The sequence below is a fragment of the Pseudomonas sp. NPDC089530 genome (assembly GCF_050280705.1).
In the GTDB taxonomy this organism is placed as follows: domain Bacteria; phylum Pseudomonadota; class Gammaproteobacteria; order Pseudomonadales; family Pseudomonadaceae; genus Aquipseudomonas.
Window position 1 is genome coordinate 35,436 of sequence record NZ_JBNNVU010000006.1, and the last position, 16,017, is coordinate 51,452.

Annotated in this window: 13 protein-coding genes; 11 read left to right on the forward strand and 2 right to left on the reverse strand. The window is 65.5% G+C overall.

The genetic code is table 11. The annotated features are described in order from the left end of the window. Positions 1 to 32: 32 nt before the first annotated feature. The 11 genes from ACQKQA_RS03805 to ACQKQA_RS03855 all read left to right on the forward strand — a co-directional run bounded on the left by ACQKQA_RS03805 (position 33) and on the right by ACQKQA_RS03855 (position 14,355). Positions 33 to 1,382, forward strand: a complete 1,350-nt coding sequence (locus ACQKQA_RS03805; RefSeq protein WP_427553693.1) for a TolC family outer membrane protein — start codon at positions 33 to 35, stop codon at positions 1,380 to 1,382. 39 nt (positions 1,383 to 1,421) lie between these two features. Further along, the gene (locus ACQKQA_RS03810; protein WP_427553695.1) at positions 1,422 to 3,578 is read left to right on the forward strand and encodes a type I secretion system permease/ATPase; all 2,157 of its coding nucleotides are present in this window, start codon (positions 1,422 to 1,424) and stop codon (positions 3,576 to 3,578) included. Next, entirely contained in the window at positions 3,568 to 4,935 is a 1,368-nt protein-coding gene (locus ACQKQA_RS03815) for an HlyD family type I secretion periplasmic adaptor subunit (protein WP_427553697.1), read from the forward strand. The genes ACQKQA_RS03810 and ACQKQA_RS03815 overlap by 11 nt, the downstream gene beginning before the upstream one ends. A gap of 313 nt (positions 4,936 to 5,248) precedes the next feature. Continuing rightward, a complete protein-coding gene (locus ACQKQA_RS03820; protein ID WP_427553699.1) occupies positions 5,249 to 6,148 on the forward strand; it encodes a TauD/TfdA dioxygenase family protein in 900 nt (299 codons plus the stop codon). A 27-nt stretch (positions 6,149 to 6,175) separates the two neighbouring features. Beyond that, positions 6,176 to 7,213: an ABC transporter substrate-binding protein gene (locus ACQKQA_RS03825; RefSeq protein ID WP_427553701.1), complete on the forward strand. Its 1,038-nt coding sequence runs from the start codon at positions 6,176 to 6,178 to the stop codon at positions 7,211 to 7,213. 5 nt (positions 7,214 to 7,218) lie between these two features. After that, positions 7,219 to 8,079, forward strand: a complete 861-nt coding sequence (locus tag ACQKQA_RS03830; protein ID WP_427553703.1) for an ABC transporter ATP-binding protein — start codon at positions 7,219 to 7,221, stop codon at positions 8,077 to 8,079. A gap of 20 nt (positions 8,080 to 8,099) precedes the next feature. Beyond that, entirely contained in the window at positions 8,100 to 8,966 is an 867-nt protein-coding gene (locus tag ACQKQA_RS03835) for an ABC transporter permease (protein WP_427553705.1), read from the forward strand. A gap of 146 nt (positions 8,967 to 9,112) precedes the next feature. Continuing rightward, complete coding sequence (locus tag ACQKQA_RS03840; protein WP_427553707.1) at positions 9,113 to 10,030, forward strand: LysR family transcriptional regulator; 918 nt, start codon at positions 9,113 to 9,115, stop codon at positions 10,028 to 10,030. A gap of 221 nt (positions 10,031 to 10,251) precedes the next feature. Next, positions 10,252 to 11,796, forward strand: a complete 1,545-nt coding sequence (locus ACQKQA_RS03845; RefSeq protein WP_427553709.1) for an MFS transporter — start codon at positions 10,252 to 10,254, stop codon at positions 11,794 to 11,796. Between the two features lie 25 nt (positions 11,797 to 11,821). Beyond that, positions 11,822 to 12,880: an HlyD family secretion protein gene (locus tag ACQKQA_RS03850; protein ID WP_427553711.1), complete on the forward strand. Its 1,059-nt coding sequence runs from the start codon at positions 11,822 to 11,824 to the stop codon at positions 12,878 to 12,880. Next, a complete protein-coding gene (locus ACQKQA_RS03855) occupies positions 12,877 to 14,355 on the forward strand; it encodes an efflux transporter outer membrane subunit (protein WP_427553713.1) in 1,479 nt (492 codons plus the stop codon). Before ACQKQA_RS03850 ends, ACQKQA_RS03855 begins: the two co-directional genes overlap by 4 nt. Here the strand turns inward: ACQKQA_RS03855 and ACQKQA_RS03860 are convergent. After that, positions 14,346 to 15,035 carry an NYN domain-containing protein gene (locus ACQKQA_RS03860; protein WP_427553715.1) on the reverse strand — a complete coding sequence of 230 codons (690 nt, stop codon included), beginning with the start codon at positions 15,033 to 15,035 and terminating at the stop codon, positions 14,346 to 14,348. The two genes, ACQKQA_RS03855 and ACQKQA_RS03860, sit on opposite strands and share 10 nt — an antisense overlap. 209 nt (positions 15,036 to 15,244) lie before the next feature. After that, a complete protein-coding gene (locus tag ACQKQA_RS03865) occupies positions 15,245 to 16,015 on the reverse strand; it encodes a DUF3142 domain-containing protein (protein WP_427553717.1) in 771 nt (256 codons plus the stop codon). Positions 16,016 to 16,017 lie beyond the last annotated feature (2 nt).

Consider the following 16,017-nt stretch of genomic DNA (forward strand, 5'->3'; position numbering starts at 1 on the left):
ATTTGGGACAAGAAGTCCAGGGAACCCCCTCTATGCGTCCGCAGTTGTTCAAAGCCTTACCCTTCGTTCTCGCCAGCAGTTTCGTCCAAGCCCAGACCCTGCCTGAAGCCATGCAGAAAGCCCTGGACGTCCACCCGGAAATCCAGGCTGCGGTCAATAGCCGCCTGGCGGCCGACTACCAGCTCAAAGCGGCCAAGGGCGGCTATTTGCCGCGGGTCGACTTGCTGGGTGGCTACGGCCGCGAAGGCACCGACAGCCCGACGACCCGTGCCGGTTCGAGCAACCACTGGGAGACGTTGAACCGCAGCGAGTCAAGTTTACGTCTCCAACAAATGGTTTTTGACGGTTTTGCCACGTCCAGTGAAGTAGGGCGTCAACAAGCCAACGTCAATTCCCGTGCGTACTCGCTGCTGGGCACCTCCGAACGCACCGCGTTGACCGTGGCCCAGGTGTACCTGGACGTGCTGACCCGTCGTGAGTTCGTGCGCCTGGCCGAAGACAACATGCGCAATCACGAGCGCATCTACGATCAGATCCAGCTGCGCACCCAGCGCGGCGTCGGCAGCCGCGCCGACCTCGACCAGGCCGAAGCGCGCATGGCCCAGGCGCGCAACAACCTGATCACCGAACAGACCAACCTGGCCGATGCCCAGACCAACTACCTGAGCGCGGTCGGCCAGATGCCGGACCAGCTGGAACGTCCGGCCGGTTTCATGGCCCTGCTGCCGGCGACCCTCGACGAGGCCCAGCGCCAGATGCTGGAAAACAGCCCGATCCTGCGTTCGGCCGAATCCGACATCGTCGCTGCCGAGAAGCAGTACGACGCCGCCAAGTCGACCTTCTATCCGCGCTTCGATGCCGAGCTGGGACGTACCGCCGACAACAACCTGGACGGGATCAACGGCCACAACAACGAATGGCAGGCCATGCTGCGCATGCGTTTCAACCTGTTCGCCGGCGGCAGCAACAAGGCCGACCTGGAATCCAAGGCCTACCAGTCCAACCAGGCGCTGGATATTCGCAACAACGCCCTGCGTGTTCTGAACGAAGAGCTAGGCTTGGCGTGGAACGCCTTGAACAACGCCAATGCACAGGTGCCGATCGCCCAGCAGTATGTCGACCGCAGCGCCAGTGTCCGCGAGGCGTACCAGAAGCAATTCAGCCTGGGCGAGCGTACTTTGCTCGACTTGCTCGATAGCGAGAATGAACTGTTCACCGCTTCGCGCCGACTGGCCGAAATCAAGAACATTCAGTTATTTACTCAGTATCGAATCAAGGCGACCATGGGCGAGTTGCTCAAGAGCCAGGGAGTGGTCGCCCCCATGGCTTCCGTCGTACAGAACGATGTGAAGCCCAAGGTCCAACTGCCTGGGATGAATTGAGTACATTTCATCCAATTTGACAGTTAAAGAGTGCCGAGCGTGGAATCAGAAGTCAGTCGAGTGCAACTCAGCCATGATCCACGCGGCATGCATGACGACCCGCTGCTGGATGCCCTGCTGACCCTGTGCGCACTGCATCAGAAGCCGGCCAGCGCGGCCATGTTGACCACCGGCCTGCCGTTGCCGTCCCAGCGCCTGAGCGCCGAGCTGCTGCCACGCGCCGCCGCTCGCGCCGGCCTGCAGGGGCGTTTGCTGCGGCGCAAGCTGGAGCAGATCCCCGCCATCGCCATGCCGGCCCTGCTGTTGCTCAAGGACGGCCGCAGCGCCGTCCTGGTCGGCTGGAAGGGCGAGGACCGGGCCCGGCTGCTGCTCAGCGAGAGCGACGGCGGCGAAGTCAGCGTCGACCGCCAGGTGCTGGCCGACGATTACAGCGGGCAAGTGTTCTTCGCCCAGCCGCAACACAAGTTCGACGTCAACCATGGCTCGCTGATTCCCCGGGCGCGCTCCTGGTTCCGCGACACCCTCAAGCGTTCGCGCTGGCTGTACGCCGACGCCATCGCCGCCAGTTTCCTGATCAACATCATCGCCATGGCCGCGCCGCTGTTCGTGATGAACGTCTACGACCGCGTGGTGCCGAACCAGGCGGCCGCGACCCTGTGGGTGCTGGCCATCGGCATCACCGGCGCCTACGTGTTCGACCTGATCCTCAAGAGCCTGCGCAGCCTGTGCCTGGACCTGGCCGGCAAGAAGACCGACCTGATCATCTCGGCCACGCTGTTCGAGCGCATCGTCGGCATGGCCATGAAATACCGGCCGGCGCGGGTCGGCAGCTTTGCCCAGAACATCCACGAGTTCCAGAGCCTGCGCGACTTCCTCGCCTCGCTGACCCTCACCAGCCTGATCGACCTGCCGTTCACCCTGTTGATCTTCCTGGTGATCGCCATCCTCGGCGGGCACCTGGTGTGGATTCCGGTGCTGGCTTTCCCGATCGCCCTGGGCATCGGTTACGCCCTGCAGAAGCCGCTGATCGCGACCATGGAAAAAACCATGGCCCTGGGCGCCGAGCGGCAGTCGAGCCTGATCGAGACCCTGGCCGGGCTGGACGCGGTGAAGGTCAACAACGCCGAGAGCGAGCGCCAGTACCAGTGGGAGCAGACCATCGGCACCCTGGGGCGGCTCGAGCTGCGGGTGAAGATGCTGTCCAGCCTGGCGATGAACATCACCCTGCTGATCCAGCAACTGGCCGGGGTGGTGATGATCGTCTTCGGCGTGTACCAGATCATCGACGGCAACCTGAGCATGGGCGGTCTGATCGCCTGCTACATGCTCAGCGGCCGCGCCCTCAGCCCGCTGGCCTCGCTGTCCGGCCTGCTGACCCGCTACCAGCAGGCGCGGGTGACCATGACCTCGGTCGACCAGATGATGGAACTGCCCCAGGAGCGCAACTTCGACGAGCGCCCCCTGAGCCGCAACGTGCTGCAGGGCGCCATCGAATGCCGGCAACTGAATTTCACCTACCCGGGGCAGCAGAACCCGGCGCTGAAGAACATCAACCTGGTGATCAAGCCGGGCGAGAAGATCGGCATCATCGGCCGCAGCGGTTCGGGCAAGAGCTCCCTGGCCAAGCTGCTGGTGGGCCTGTACGCCCCGGACTCCGGCGCCTTGCTGGTGGACGGCGTGGACATCCGGCAGATCGACGTCAGCGAGCTGCGCCACAACATCGGTTATGTGGCCCAGGACATCCAGCTGCTGGCCGGCACCCTGCGCGACAACCTGACCTCCGGCGCGCGTTACGTCGAAGACGAACTGGTGTTGCAGGCCGCCGAACTGGCCGGCGTGCATGAATTCGCCCGGCTGCATCCGCAGGGTTACGAACTGCAGGTGGGCGAGCGCGGGCAGAACCTGTCCGGCGGTCAGCGGCAGAACGTCGCCCTGGCCCGGGCCCTGCTGCTCAACCCGCCGATCCTGCTGCTCGACGAACCGACCAGCGCCATGGACAACACCGGTGAAGAGCGCTTGAAGCAACGCCTGCAAGCCGTGGTGGAAAGCAAGACCGTGGTCCTGGTCACCCACCGGGCCTCGCTGCTGTCGTTGGTGGATCGCCTGCTGGTGATCGACCGCGGGCAGATCCTGGCCGATGGGCCGAAAGCCGTGGTGATGGAAGCGTTGAAGAAGGGGCAGATCAGTGTTGCTTAAGTCCGATGTAAAAGACTCGATCCTGCGCTACTTCAAAGGCACCGAATCGCTTCACGACCAGCCGCTGCCCGAGGTCAACAAGGCGTTGATCGAAGACGCGCCGCGGGTTATCCGCCTGACCATCTGGGGCATCATCGGCTTCTTCCTGTTCCTGCTGCTGTGGGCCAACTTCGCTGTGATCGACGAAGTGACCAAGGGCGAGGGCAAGGCGATCCCGTCATCCAAGGTGCAGAAAATCCAGAACCTGGAAGGCGGCATCGTCTCCGAACTGTTCGTCAAGGAAGGCGAAATCGTCGAGGCCGGCGCGCCGCTGATCCGCCTGGACGACACGCGCTTCAAATCCAACGTCGGCGAGACCGAGGCCGACCGGCTGTCGATGTTGCTGCGGGTGGAACGCCTGAGCGCGGAGATCGACGACCGGGCGCTGAATTTCCCCGCCGACGCCCTGGAGGCCGCGCCCGGCCAGGCCGCCAGCGAGAAGTCGCTGTACGAAAGCCGCCGCCAGCAGTTGCACGATGAAGTCGGCGGCCTGCAGGAACAACTGATCCAGAAGCAGCAGGAACTGCGCGAGTTCACCTCCAAGCAGGCGCAGTACCGCCAGCAACTGGGCCTGCAGCGCCAGGAAATCAATATGTCCGAGCCGCTGGTGGCCCAGGGCGCGGTGTCGCCGGTGGAAGTGCTGCGGCTCAAGCGCGCCGAAGTCGAAACCCGCGGGCAACTGGACGCCACCACCCTGGCGATCCCCCGTGCCGAATCGGCGATCAAGGAAGTGCAGCGCAAGATCGACGAAACCCGCGGCAAGTTCCGCAGCGAAGCCCTGACCCAGCTCAACGAGGCGCGCACCGAACTGAACAAGGCCAGCGCCACCGGCAAGGCCCTGGAAGACCGGGTCAGCCGGACCCTGGTCACCTCGCCGGTGCGCGGCATCGTCAAGCAACTGATGGTCAACACCATCGGCGGCGTGATCCAGCCGGGCAGCGACATGGTGGAAATCGTGCCGCTGGACGACACCCTGCTGGTGGAAGCGAAGATCCGTCCACAGGACATCGCCTTCCTGCACCCGGGGCAGGAAGCGGTGGTCAAGTTCACCGCCTATGACTACACCATCTACGGCGGCCTGAAGGCCAAGCTGGAACAGATCGGCGCCGATACCATCACCGACGAAGACAAGAAGACCACCTACTACATGATCAAGCTGCGCACCGAGCGCAGCCACTTGGGCAGCGACGAGAAGCCGTTGCTGATCATCCCCGGCATGGTGGCCTCGGTGGACATCATCACCGGCGAGAAGAGCATCCTCAGCTACCTGCTCAAGCCGATCATCCGCGCCCGGGCCGAGGCGTTGCACGAGCGTTGATCCCGTAGCCGCTGCTGGCGGTGGCCTTTACATCGTCATCGCGAGCAAGCTTCGCTCCTACAGGATCTCCACAATCCTGTAGGAGCGAAGCTTGCTCGCGATAGCGTCCGCCCATTCACCGCCATCCCCTCGCCGAATCGCCATATCGTTATTCTCTAACGGTATTTAAAATTCAATTCTTATATCTATAAAGTCAACTCCCTGCGTACCTGCCGACCAATCGGCGCGCCGCACGAAATGAACCCACACGGGACCTCCGTGAGTTTCTGATCGACGCGCGCGCCACCGGGCGTGCATTGCGCGGGAGTGATTTATGTCCGTACTGTCTGCGAGATCCGCAAGTGCTGCGCCCATCGCCGCACAAACCTTTACCATCCGCCCGTTCAGCGGCGCCGTCGGTGCCGAGATCGTCGGCCTGGACCTGGCCCGACCGGTCAACGACCAGGATTTCGCGCGCATTCACCGCGCGCATCTGGATCACCACGTCGTGGTGTTCCGCGACCAGCACATCACCCCCGAACAACAGATCGCCTTCAGCCGCCGCTTCGGCGTGCTGCAGATCCATGTGCTCAAGCAGTTCCTGCTGGCCGGGCACCCGGAAATCCTCATCGTTTCCAATATCATCGAGAACGGCCAGTCCATCGGCCTGGGGGACGCCGGCAAGTTCTGGCATTCCGACCTCTCCTACAAGGAACTGCCGAGCCTGGGCTCGATGCTGCACGCCCAGGAGCTGCCGTCCGAAGGCGGCGACACCCTGTTCGCCGACATGCACAAAGCCTGGGACAACCTGCCCCAGGCGCTGCGCAAGGCCGTCGAGGGCCGCTCGGCCGCGCACTCCTACACCGCGCGCTACAGCGAGAGCAAATTCGAGGGCAACTGGCGCCCGACCCTGACCCCGGAGCAACTGGCCCAGGTCGCCGAAGTGGTGCACCCCATCGTCCGCACCCACCCGGAGAACGGCCGCCAGGCGCTGTTCGTCAGCGAAGGCTTTACCACCCGCATCGTCGGCCTGCCGGAAGACGAAAGCCAAGAACTGCTCGCCGAGCTGTACGCCCACAGCGTGCTGCCGGAAAACATCTACCGCCATCGGTGGCAGCCCCATGACCTGGTGTTCTGGGACAACCGCTCGCTGATCCACCTGGCCGCCGGCTGCCCCAGCCACCTGCGCCGCAAGCTGTACCGCACCACCATCCAGGGCGACACCCCTTACTGATCGGCCACCCACGGCAGGAGAACCACCATGTCCCAACCGACTCAACGTCGCCCGCGCCTGGGCAAACTGGCCGCGGCCATCGGCCTGGGCTTCAGCCTGCTGGCCGCCAGCCTGATCGCGCCGACCGCGGCCCAGGCCGAAGGCCAGATCCGCATCGCCGAACAGTTCGGCATCGTCTACCTGCTGCTCAACGTGGTGCGCGACCAGCACCTGATCGAGAAGCACGGCAAGGAAGAAGGCATCGACATCAAGGTCGACTGGACCCAGCTGTCCGGCGGCTCGGCGGTCAACGACGCCTTGCTCTCCGGCTCCATCGACATCGCCGGGGCCGGCGTCGGCCCGCTGCTGACCATCTGGGACCGCACCCAGGGCAAGCAGAACGTCAAGGCCGTGGCGTCCCTGGGCAACTTCCCCTACTACCTGGTGAGCAACAATCCCAAGGTCAAGACCATCGCCGACTTCAGCGAGCAGGACCGCATCGCGGTGCCGGCGGTGGGGGTTTCGGTGCAGTCGCGGTTCCTGCAATACGCGGCGGCCAAACAGTGGGGCGACCAGGAGTTCAACCGCCTGGACAAGTACACCATCGCCGTCCCGCACCCGGACGCCACCGCGGCGCTGATCGCCGGCGGCACCGAGCTCACCGGGCACTTCTCCAACCCGCCGTTCCAGGACCAGGCCCTGGCCAACCCCAATGTGCACGTGGTGCTCAACACCTACGACCTGCTGGGCCCGAACTCGCCGACCGTGCTGTTCGCCACCGAGAAATTCCGCAACGACAACCCGAAAACCTACAAGGCCTTCGTCGAGGCGCTGGCCGAGGCCGCCGACTTCGCCCAGAAGGACAAGGGCGCGGCGGCGGACACCTATATCCGCGTGACCCAGGCCAAGATCGACCGCGCCGCCTTGCTGAAAATCATCGACAGCCCGCAGTACGAATTCACCGTCACGCCGAAAAATACCTACCCGCTGGCCGAGTTCCTCTACCGCGTGGGCGCGATCAAGCACAAGCCGCAATCGTGGAAGGACTACTTCTTCCAGGACGCCACCCCGCTGCAAGGGAGCTGATCGCCATGAACGCCCCCTTGCCAGGCCACACGGCCAGCAACCCGACCGCGGCAGCCCGGGCGCTGCTGGCGGTCGACCGGGTCAGCCTGGAATACCGCACCCCGCAGCGCGTGGTGCGGGCCACTCACCAGGTCAGTTTCGAGGTCGACCCCGCCGACCGTTTCGTCCTGCTCGGGCCTTCGGGCTGCGGCAAGTCGACCCTGCTCAAGGCGGTCGGCGGTTTCATTTCGCCCTGCGAGGGCGAGATCCGCCTGCAGGGGCAACGGGTCAGCCAGCCGGGGCCGGACCGGATCGTGGTATTCCAGGAGTTCGATCAGCTGCCGCCGTGGAAAACCGTGAAACAGAACGTGATGTTCCCGCTGCTGGCATCGAAAACCCTCAACCGCCGCGAGGCCGGGGAACGCGCGCTGCACTACCTGGACAAGGTCGGCCTGGCGGCGTTTGCCGACGCCTACCCGCATACCTTGTCTGGTGGCATGAAGGCGCGGGTGGCTATCGCCCGGGCCCTGGCCATGCAGCCGAAGATTCTGCTGATGGACGAGCCCTTCGCCGCCCTTGACGCCCTGACCCGGCGCAAGATGCAGGAGGAGTTGCTGCTGCTCTGGGAAGAGGTGCGCTTCACCCTGCTGTTCGTCACCCACTCCATCGAGGAGGCGCTGGTGGTGGGCAACCGCATCCTGCTGCTGTCGCCCCACCCGGGGCGGGTGCGGGCGGAAATCCACAGCCATCAGTACGACCTGCAAAGCCTGGGCGGCGTGGCCTTCCAGCAGACGGCGCGACGCATCCACCGGCTGTTGTTCGACGAAGGCCAGTCGCCGGAAACCGAGCGCGAGTTGGACTTCACCGATATCCGTATCGCTTATTGAGCTTGTAGGAGGAGCGTCCGATGAGCCATTCATCACCCGTTCGCCAGGAATACGAAATCGCCCTCGAACCGCTGTTGGCGGTGCCGCTGGAGCGGGAATTACCCCTGGGCCAGCGTCTCTGGCAGCACGGCTGGCTGCGCAAGGGCCTGATCCTGATCGTGCTGGCGCTGCTCTGGGAGGCCGTGGCCCGCTATCAGAACAACGACCTGCTGCTGCCAGGCTTCCTGCAGACCGCCAGCGCGTTGTACGACGGCCTGCGCAGCGGCGAGCTGCTGGGCAAGGTGGGCATTTCCCTAGTGGTGCTGCTCAAGGGTTATCTGATCGGCATCGTCCTGGCGTTCGCCCTGACCACCCTGGCGGTGTCGACCCAACTGGGCCGCGACCTGCTGAGCAGCCTGACCTCGATGTTCAACCCGCTGCCGGCCATCGCCCTGCTGCCGCTGGCCTTGCTGTGGTTTGGCCTGGGGGAGAACAGCCTGATCTTCGTGCTGGTGCATTCGGTGCTCTGGGCCCTGGCCCTGAATACCTACGCCGGCTTTCTCGGGGTCTCGGAAACCCTGCGCATGGCCGGGCGCAATTACGGGCTCAAGGGGCTGCGCTTGGTGTTGTACATCCTGATTCCGGCGGCGCTGCCGTCGATCCTCGCCGGCCTGAAGATCGGCTGGGCCTTCGCCTGGCGCACCCTGATCGCCGCCGAACTGGTGTTCGGCGCCTCCAGCGGCAAGGGCGGCCTGGGCTGGTACATCTTCCAGAACCGCAACGAGCTGTACACCGACAAGGTCTTCGCCGGCCTCGCGGTGGTGATCCTGATCGGCCTGCTGGTGGAAAACCTGGTGTTCGACAGCCTCGAACGCATCACCGTAAAACGCTGGGGCATGCAACGCTGAATCCCGGTGACGCCTTCCGCCTGACACCCCGCGTGCGCAGGCCTGGCGAGGACTGCGGCAGCGGCTACAGAGTGCCGTATCCATGGCTGAAATGACCCTGCTAGCATTGCGTCTGACACATTCCCGGTCAGCCACGAGTGCTCAGCATGCAACTTCCGGACATGAACCTTCTGGTCGCCCTCGACGCCCTGCTCAACGAGGGCAGCGTGGTCGGCGCGGCCCAGCGCATGAACCTCAGCCCGGCGGCCATGAGCCGCACCCTCACGCGAATCCGCGAGGCCCTGGGCGATCCGATCCTGGTGCGCGCTGGTCGCGGCCTGGTGCCCACGCCCAAGGCCCTGGAGCTGCGCGGCCAGGTGCGCGACCTGGTGGAGCAGGCGGCGTTGGTGTTCCGTTCCGCCGATCAGGTCGACCTGAGTACCTTGCGTCGGCGCTTCAACGTGCGGGCCAACGACTTCTTTGTCGGCGTCTACGGCGGCCGCCTGATCGACATCCTGGAGCGCCAGGCGCCCCATTGCGAACTGCGTATCGTCCCGGAAGGCGACGGCGACGACGAGGCCTTGCGCGAAGGTCGCATCGACCTGCGCATCAGCAACACCCGGCCCCTGACCCCGGAAGTGAAGGTGCAGAACCTGTTCTCCACCACCTTCGTCGGCCTGGTCCGCGAGCATCACCCGCTGCTCGACGATGAGATCACCGCCGAGCGTTTTGCCGCCTTCCCGCACATCAGCATGTCCCGTCGCGGCCTCGCCCATGGCCCCATCGATACGGCGCTCAACGCCCTGGGCCTGGAGCGCCGGGTGGCGCTGATCGCGCCGAGCTTCCATGCCGCGATGTTCATGCTGCCGGACTCGGACCTGATCCTGCCGGTGCCCAGGGAAACCCTGTTCAGCGTGTCGCGCCTGGGCCTGCGCCTGCGCTCCTTCGACTTGCCGATTCCGTTGCCGACCCTGGTGCTGACCCAGACCTGGCATCCGCGCTACGACAAGGACCCGGCGCACAAATGGTTCCGCGAAACCCTGCGCGCCTGCTGCAACGAAACCTGGCAGGACGCCCAACCCTGACCCCAACCCCGAACCTGTAGGAGCGAGGCTTGCCCGCGATAGCAGCGCCGCGGTCTATCTGAAGCACCGCGTCATCGTTCATCGCGGGCAAGCTCCGCTCCTACAGATCGCGTCAGCTAATCGTTGTGTCTGGTGCACTTATAAGCTGTCGATAAGTCAGTTTTCGTCAGCTGTCGCGCTTCTTAAACTGCTTCGGTGTTTTTATCCGGAGTGGTTCCCCCATGAGTTCCCTTGCCGTGGCTGCCCCGGCCCCCCTTGCAGCGGCCAGCAAACCGGCAGCCGTCAGCCCTCCGGTTTTCGGACCGCGGATCGTCATCGGCCTGCTGGGCGTGTTGCTGGCGGTGCTGGTCTCGGGCCTCAACGAGATGGTGACCAAGATCGCCCTGGCCGACATCCGGGGCGCCCTGGCCATCGGTTACGACGAAGGCACCTGGCTGGTGGCCAGCTACACCGCCACGTCGGTGGCGGCCATGGCCTTCGCGCCCTGGTGTTCGGTGACCTTCTCGCTGCGCCGTTTCACCCTCTGCGCCATCGCCCTGTTCACCCTGCTGGGCGTGCTCTGCCCGTTCGCCCCGAACTATGAAAGCCTGTTGTTGCTGCGCACCCTGCAAGGCCTGGCCGGCGGTGCGCTGCCGCCCATGCTGATGACCGTGGCCCTGCGTTTCCTGCCGGCCAACGTCAAGCTCTACGGCCTGGCCGGCTACGCCTTGACCGCCACCTTCGGCCCGAGCCTGGGTACGCCGCTGGCGGCCCTGTGGACCGAATACGTCGGTTGGCAATGGGCGTTCTGGCAGGTGGTGGCGCCCTGCTTGCTGGCGCTGCTCGCGGTGGCCTACGGCCTGCCCCAGGACCCGCTGCGCCTGGAGCGCTTCAAAGGCTTCAACTGGCGTGGCCTGCTGCTGGGCTTTCCGGCGATCTGCATGCTGGTGATCGGCATCTTGCAGGGCAACCGCCTGGACTGGTTCGGTTCGCCGCTGATCTGCCTGCTGCTGGGCGGCGGGACCTTGCTGCTGGTGCTGTTCATGATCAACGAATGGTCGCAGCCGATCCCGTTTTTCAAGCTGCAGATGCTCGGCATCCGCAACCTGTCCTTCGCCCTGCTGACCCTGGCCGGGGTGCTGGTGGTGCTGACCGCGGTGATCATCATCCCCTCGAGTTTCCTGGCCCAGGTCCAGGGCTACCGGCCGTTGCAGACCGCCCCGGTGATGCTGGTGATGGCCCTGCCGCAACTGATCGCGCTGCCACTGGTGGCGGCCCTGTGCAACCTGCGCTGGGTCGATTGCCGCTGGGTGCTGGGCATCGGCCTGGGGATGCTGGTGCTGTCGTGCCTGGGCGGCACGCACCTGACCTCGGTGTGGATCCGCGACGATTTCTATGTGCTGCAACTGCTGCAGATCTTCGGCCAGCCGATGGCGGTGCTGCCGCTGCTGATGCTCTCCACCGGCAGTATCCAGCCGATCGAGGGACCGTTCGCCTCCGCCTGGTTCAACACCGTGAAAGGCCTGGCGGCGGTGATCGCCACCGGCGTGCTGGATGCCCTGACCACCCACCGCTTGCACTTTCACTCGACCGTGCTGGTGGACAACCTCGGCAACTCGCCGCTGAGCGCCGCCGGTGCCAGCGATCTCGCCCGGCGCCTGCACCAGCAGGCGGTGGTGCTGACGTCCGCCGACCTCTACTACGTCATGGCCGGCGTTGCGGCGGCCCTGATCCTGCTGATTTTCTGGCTGCCGACGCGGATCTATCCGCCGCGCGCGCCGACTTGAACGTTTACTGAGACAGAAGGTTTTTATGACGATCCACATCAAACACAAAATCGCCGTCGGCGTGGCGGCGGTCGCGGTCCTTGGCGTGCTGGCGTATCTGGTGACCGGCAAGGCCACCGAGCAGACCACCAACGATGCGTTCGTGAGCGCCGACTACACCCTGGTGGCGCCGCGCGTGGCGGGCTTCATCAAGGAAGTGCTGGTGGAAGACAACCAGCGGGTCAAGGCCGGCCAGTTGCTGGCGCTGATCGACGATCGCGACCTGCGCGCCGCGGCCCAGGCGGCGGATGCCGAAACCCTGGTGGCCCAGGCGCAGCTGCAGAACGCCCGCGCCACCCTCGACCGGCAAAGTTCGGTGATCGCCCAGGCCCAGGCCGCGGTCGTCGCTGCACGAGCGGAAATGGCCTTCGCCGAACATGAGCTGAACCGCTACAACCACCTGGCCGGGGTCGGCGCCGGCACGGTGCAGAACGCCCAGCAGGCCAAGACCCGCATCGACCAGGCCAGCGCGCGGCTGGCCACGGCCACCGCGGCCCTGGCGGCGGAACGCAAGCAGGTGGAGATCCTCACCGCCCAGCGCGATGCCGCCGAGGGCGGTCTGAAACGGGCCCAGGCCGCCCTGGAAATGGCCAGCTACGAGCTGTCCTACACCCGCATCGTCGCCCCGGTGGACGGCATGGTCGGCGAGCGCGCGGTGCGGGTCGGCGCCTACGTCACCCCGGGCAGCAAGATCCTCGCCGTGGTGCCGCTGGAACAGGCCTATGTGGTGGCCAACTTCCAGGAAACCCAGCTGGCCCACATGCAGGCCGGGCAACCGGTCGAGGTGCGGGTCGACAGCCTGGGCGGCGAAGCCCTGCACGGCCGGGTCGAGAGCCTGGCCCCGGCCACCGGGGTGACTTTCGCCGCCGTCCGGCCGGACAACGCCACCGGCAACTTCACCAAGGTGGTGCAGCGCATTCCGGTGAAGATCCTGTTGGAGCCCGGCCAGCCCCTCGCCGAGCGCCTGCGGGTCGGGATGTCGGTGGAAGCGAGCGTCGACACCCTGGGCAAGGCCGGCACCGTGCGTGAGGTGGCGAAGCGATGAGCCGTCGTTACCTGCTCCAGCCGGCGTTTGCCTTGAGCCTGTTGTCCCTGGCGGCCTGCAGTGTCGGCCCGGATTTCCAGCGCCCCGAAGGGCCGCGGATCGAGGCCTGGGCCACCCCGCAACAGGCTGCGCCGAGCCAGGCGGTGGCCAGCCCCCTGGACGAGCGCTGGTGGGAGGTGTTCAACGATCCGCAGCTGTCGGCCTTGAGCCGGCGGGTGCTGACCGACAACCTGGACCTGCAACTGGCCGCCAGTCGCTTGCAACAGAGCCGCGCGGCACACCAGGTGACGACCGCCGAGCGTTATCCGACCAGCAGCGCCAACGGCGGCTATGCGCGCAAACGCAACAGCGCCGAAGGCCTGAACGATCCGTCGGGCAACGCCGGCAAGTCCGCCTTCAATCTGTGGGACGCCGGTTTCTCGGCGTCCTGGGAGCTGGACTTCTGGGGCCGCGTGCGGCGCGAGACCGAGGCTGCCGACGCGACGTTGGAAGTCGCGGAGAACGATCGGCGCGGGGTGTTGTTGTCGGTGCTGGCGGAAACAGCCCAGGACTATATCCAGCTGCGCGGTGTGCAGAGCACCCGGGCGGTGACCGAGCAGAACCTCGACGTTGCCCGCCACAGCCTGAAGCTGTCGCAATTGCGTCTGGCCGACGGCGTGGCCACCGACCTGGATGTGGCCGAGGCCGCCGCACAGGTGGCGACCATCGAGTCGCAACTGCCGGCCTTGCAACAGCGCCAGGCGCAACTGATCAACGCCCTGAGCCTGCTGCTGGGCGCGCCGCCCCAGGCCCTACGCGACGAACTGGCGGCAGACGCGCCGGTACCGCAGACCCCGCGCCAGGTCGCCATCGGCCTGCCGTCGCAACTGGCCGAGCGCCGCCCGGACATCCGCCAGGCCGAGGCCCGCCTGCATGCCGCCACCGCCAGCATCGGCGTGGCCAAGGGCGATTTCTACCCGCGCATCACCCTGTCGGGCAACTTCGGCTCCCAGGCCCTGCAGCTGTCGGACTTCGGCTCCTGGAGTTCGCGCCAGTTCGGCATCGGCCCGCAGTTCAGCCTGCCGCTGTTCGACGGCGGCCGCCTGCGCGGCATGCTGCACCTGCGCGAAGCCCAGCAGCAGGAAGCGGCCATCGCCTACCAGCAGACCGTGCTGCGCGCCTGGCACGAAATCGACGACCAGCTGACCCGCTACAACAGCAGCCAGTTGCGCCGCGACAGCCTCGCCGAAGCCGTGCGCCAGAACCAGATCGCCCTGCGCACCGCGCAACAGCAATACGTCGAAGGCGTGGTGGACTTCGTCAACGTCCTGACCGTACAAGGCGCGCTGCTTGCCACCCAGGAACAACTGGTGGAAAGCGCCACCGGCGTGTCGCTGGCCATGGTCGGCCTGTACAAGGCCCTGGGCGGGGGCTGGGAGTCGGTGTATCCGCTGGCGGTGGCGCAGGGGGCCGATGGCGCTGCTGCTCACCAGTAGTCCGGCTTGATGGCCGGCGCCTTGTGCGTCGGCACCCGAGGCGGCAACTGATGCTGTCGCAGTTCATCCGCGGTGATGACTCGGCGCATCCAGTGGGCATGGTTTTTCAAGGAACCAGGTGCCGGGCGTTTGAATTCCGGACGGTGCGGCAGGATGACGCCGAGAGTCAGGTCCGGGAAGTCTTCGCGGATGGCGCGCAGGGCTGGCGCCATATCGGTATCGCCGGAAACCAGTACCAGTTGGTCGACGGGTTCGAGGCTTCTCAGGAGCGCCTGTCTGGCCGCCAGGCGGTACATGCTGACGGCGATGTGCACATCGGTTTCCTTCTCCTCCAGCTTCCAGATATCCACCTTGTCCAGCCGTGAGGCTCCGGTGCCTTTGTCGATAAAGCGTGGGGCCCTGGCCGGTTCGAGCTGGTGGCGGCCGTAGTGAATATTGACGTGGCGGGCTTTCAGCGCGCGTACGTAAGTGTCCTGGGCTTCCTTGGAGACCCTGCCACGGGTGGCCAGTTCGGGTTTGACGGAGGAGGTGAAGTAGTCGACCGAGGTCAGCACGCTGGTCGGGTTCTCGACGTGCAGGATATGGCCGAGCAGGCTCGGCAGGTCCAGCCACTTGTACGGTGTGCCGGCCAACAGCCCGTAAAACAGGTTGTAGCCGTCAACGAAGAAGGCAGTGCGCACAATTCCAATCCCTGGAAACGAAAAAACCGGCCTGGGCCGGTTTTTTCACCCCAACGGCCAGCGAACCTAATCGCTGCGTACGGGGTTGAGTTGTGGGGTCGATCCTAAGTTCGAGGAGCTGGCGTCGTCAACCGCGCTCCGATTTAAGGTATCGATCTGCAATAGATCCGAACCGGTGTCAGCTGTTTTGCCTGCCTGGCGCCAGAGGGTCAAGGATCGGCGGGAATGGATCTATTAGGGCGTGTTGCGGCAGCTTCCGCCTGCGGTGGATTCTGCAAAAACACCACATACCCCCTGAACCACGGGCTGTCTTTCAGGTAGTCCGGCTCTTGCCATTCGCCGCCCTGGATCAAGCCCACTTTGTACGGCAGGCCCATGCGGTCGAGGCGGGGCAGGTAGGCGGCGTAGTTGGCGATGCTGTGGCGGCCCTGGTAGGTCTGCACCACCACTTCGTCGACCACGCCCTTGAGGCCGGCGATGGCCTCGGGGTTGGCGTTGCTGCTCCAGTCCATCAGGCCGGTGATGCTCAGGCGATAGTGTGCCGGCAGGCGCTGGCGCAGGTCGCGCAGGAAGCTGGCGTATTCGTCGAGGTAGCGGGTGCGGGCGTCGAAGTCGAGCTGGATGCCGACCACCGGGTTGCCGGCCTGCTGCCAGCGCTGCACCTGGCCGAGCAGTTGGCGGTAGACCGCTTCCGGCCAGTGCAGGGTGTGGGCGCGATAGACCACCCAGACCTCGCCCTGGCTCAGGCGCGGGATGGCCATGCCCTGGGCGATGAAATGCACCTTGCCGCTCGGGTCGCGCCGTGAGCGGCTGATCTGCCCTTGCAGGATGTACAGGGTCTTGGCCTGGTTCAGCACCGGCTGCGGGGCGACCCCGCTCCACAGCCAGAAGCTCTGGTGGTCGCGGGCATCGACCGCGGCCTGGGCACTGCCGGTCAGCAACAGCCAGACCGGCAGCAGGCATCGCCAGAAGCCGGCCATGC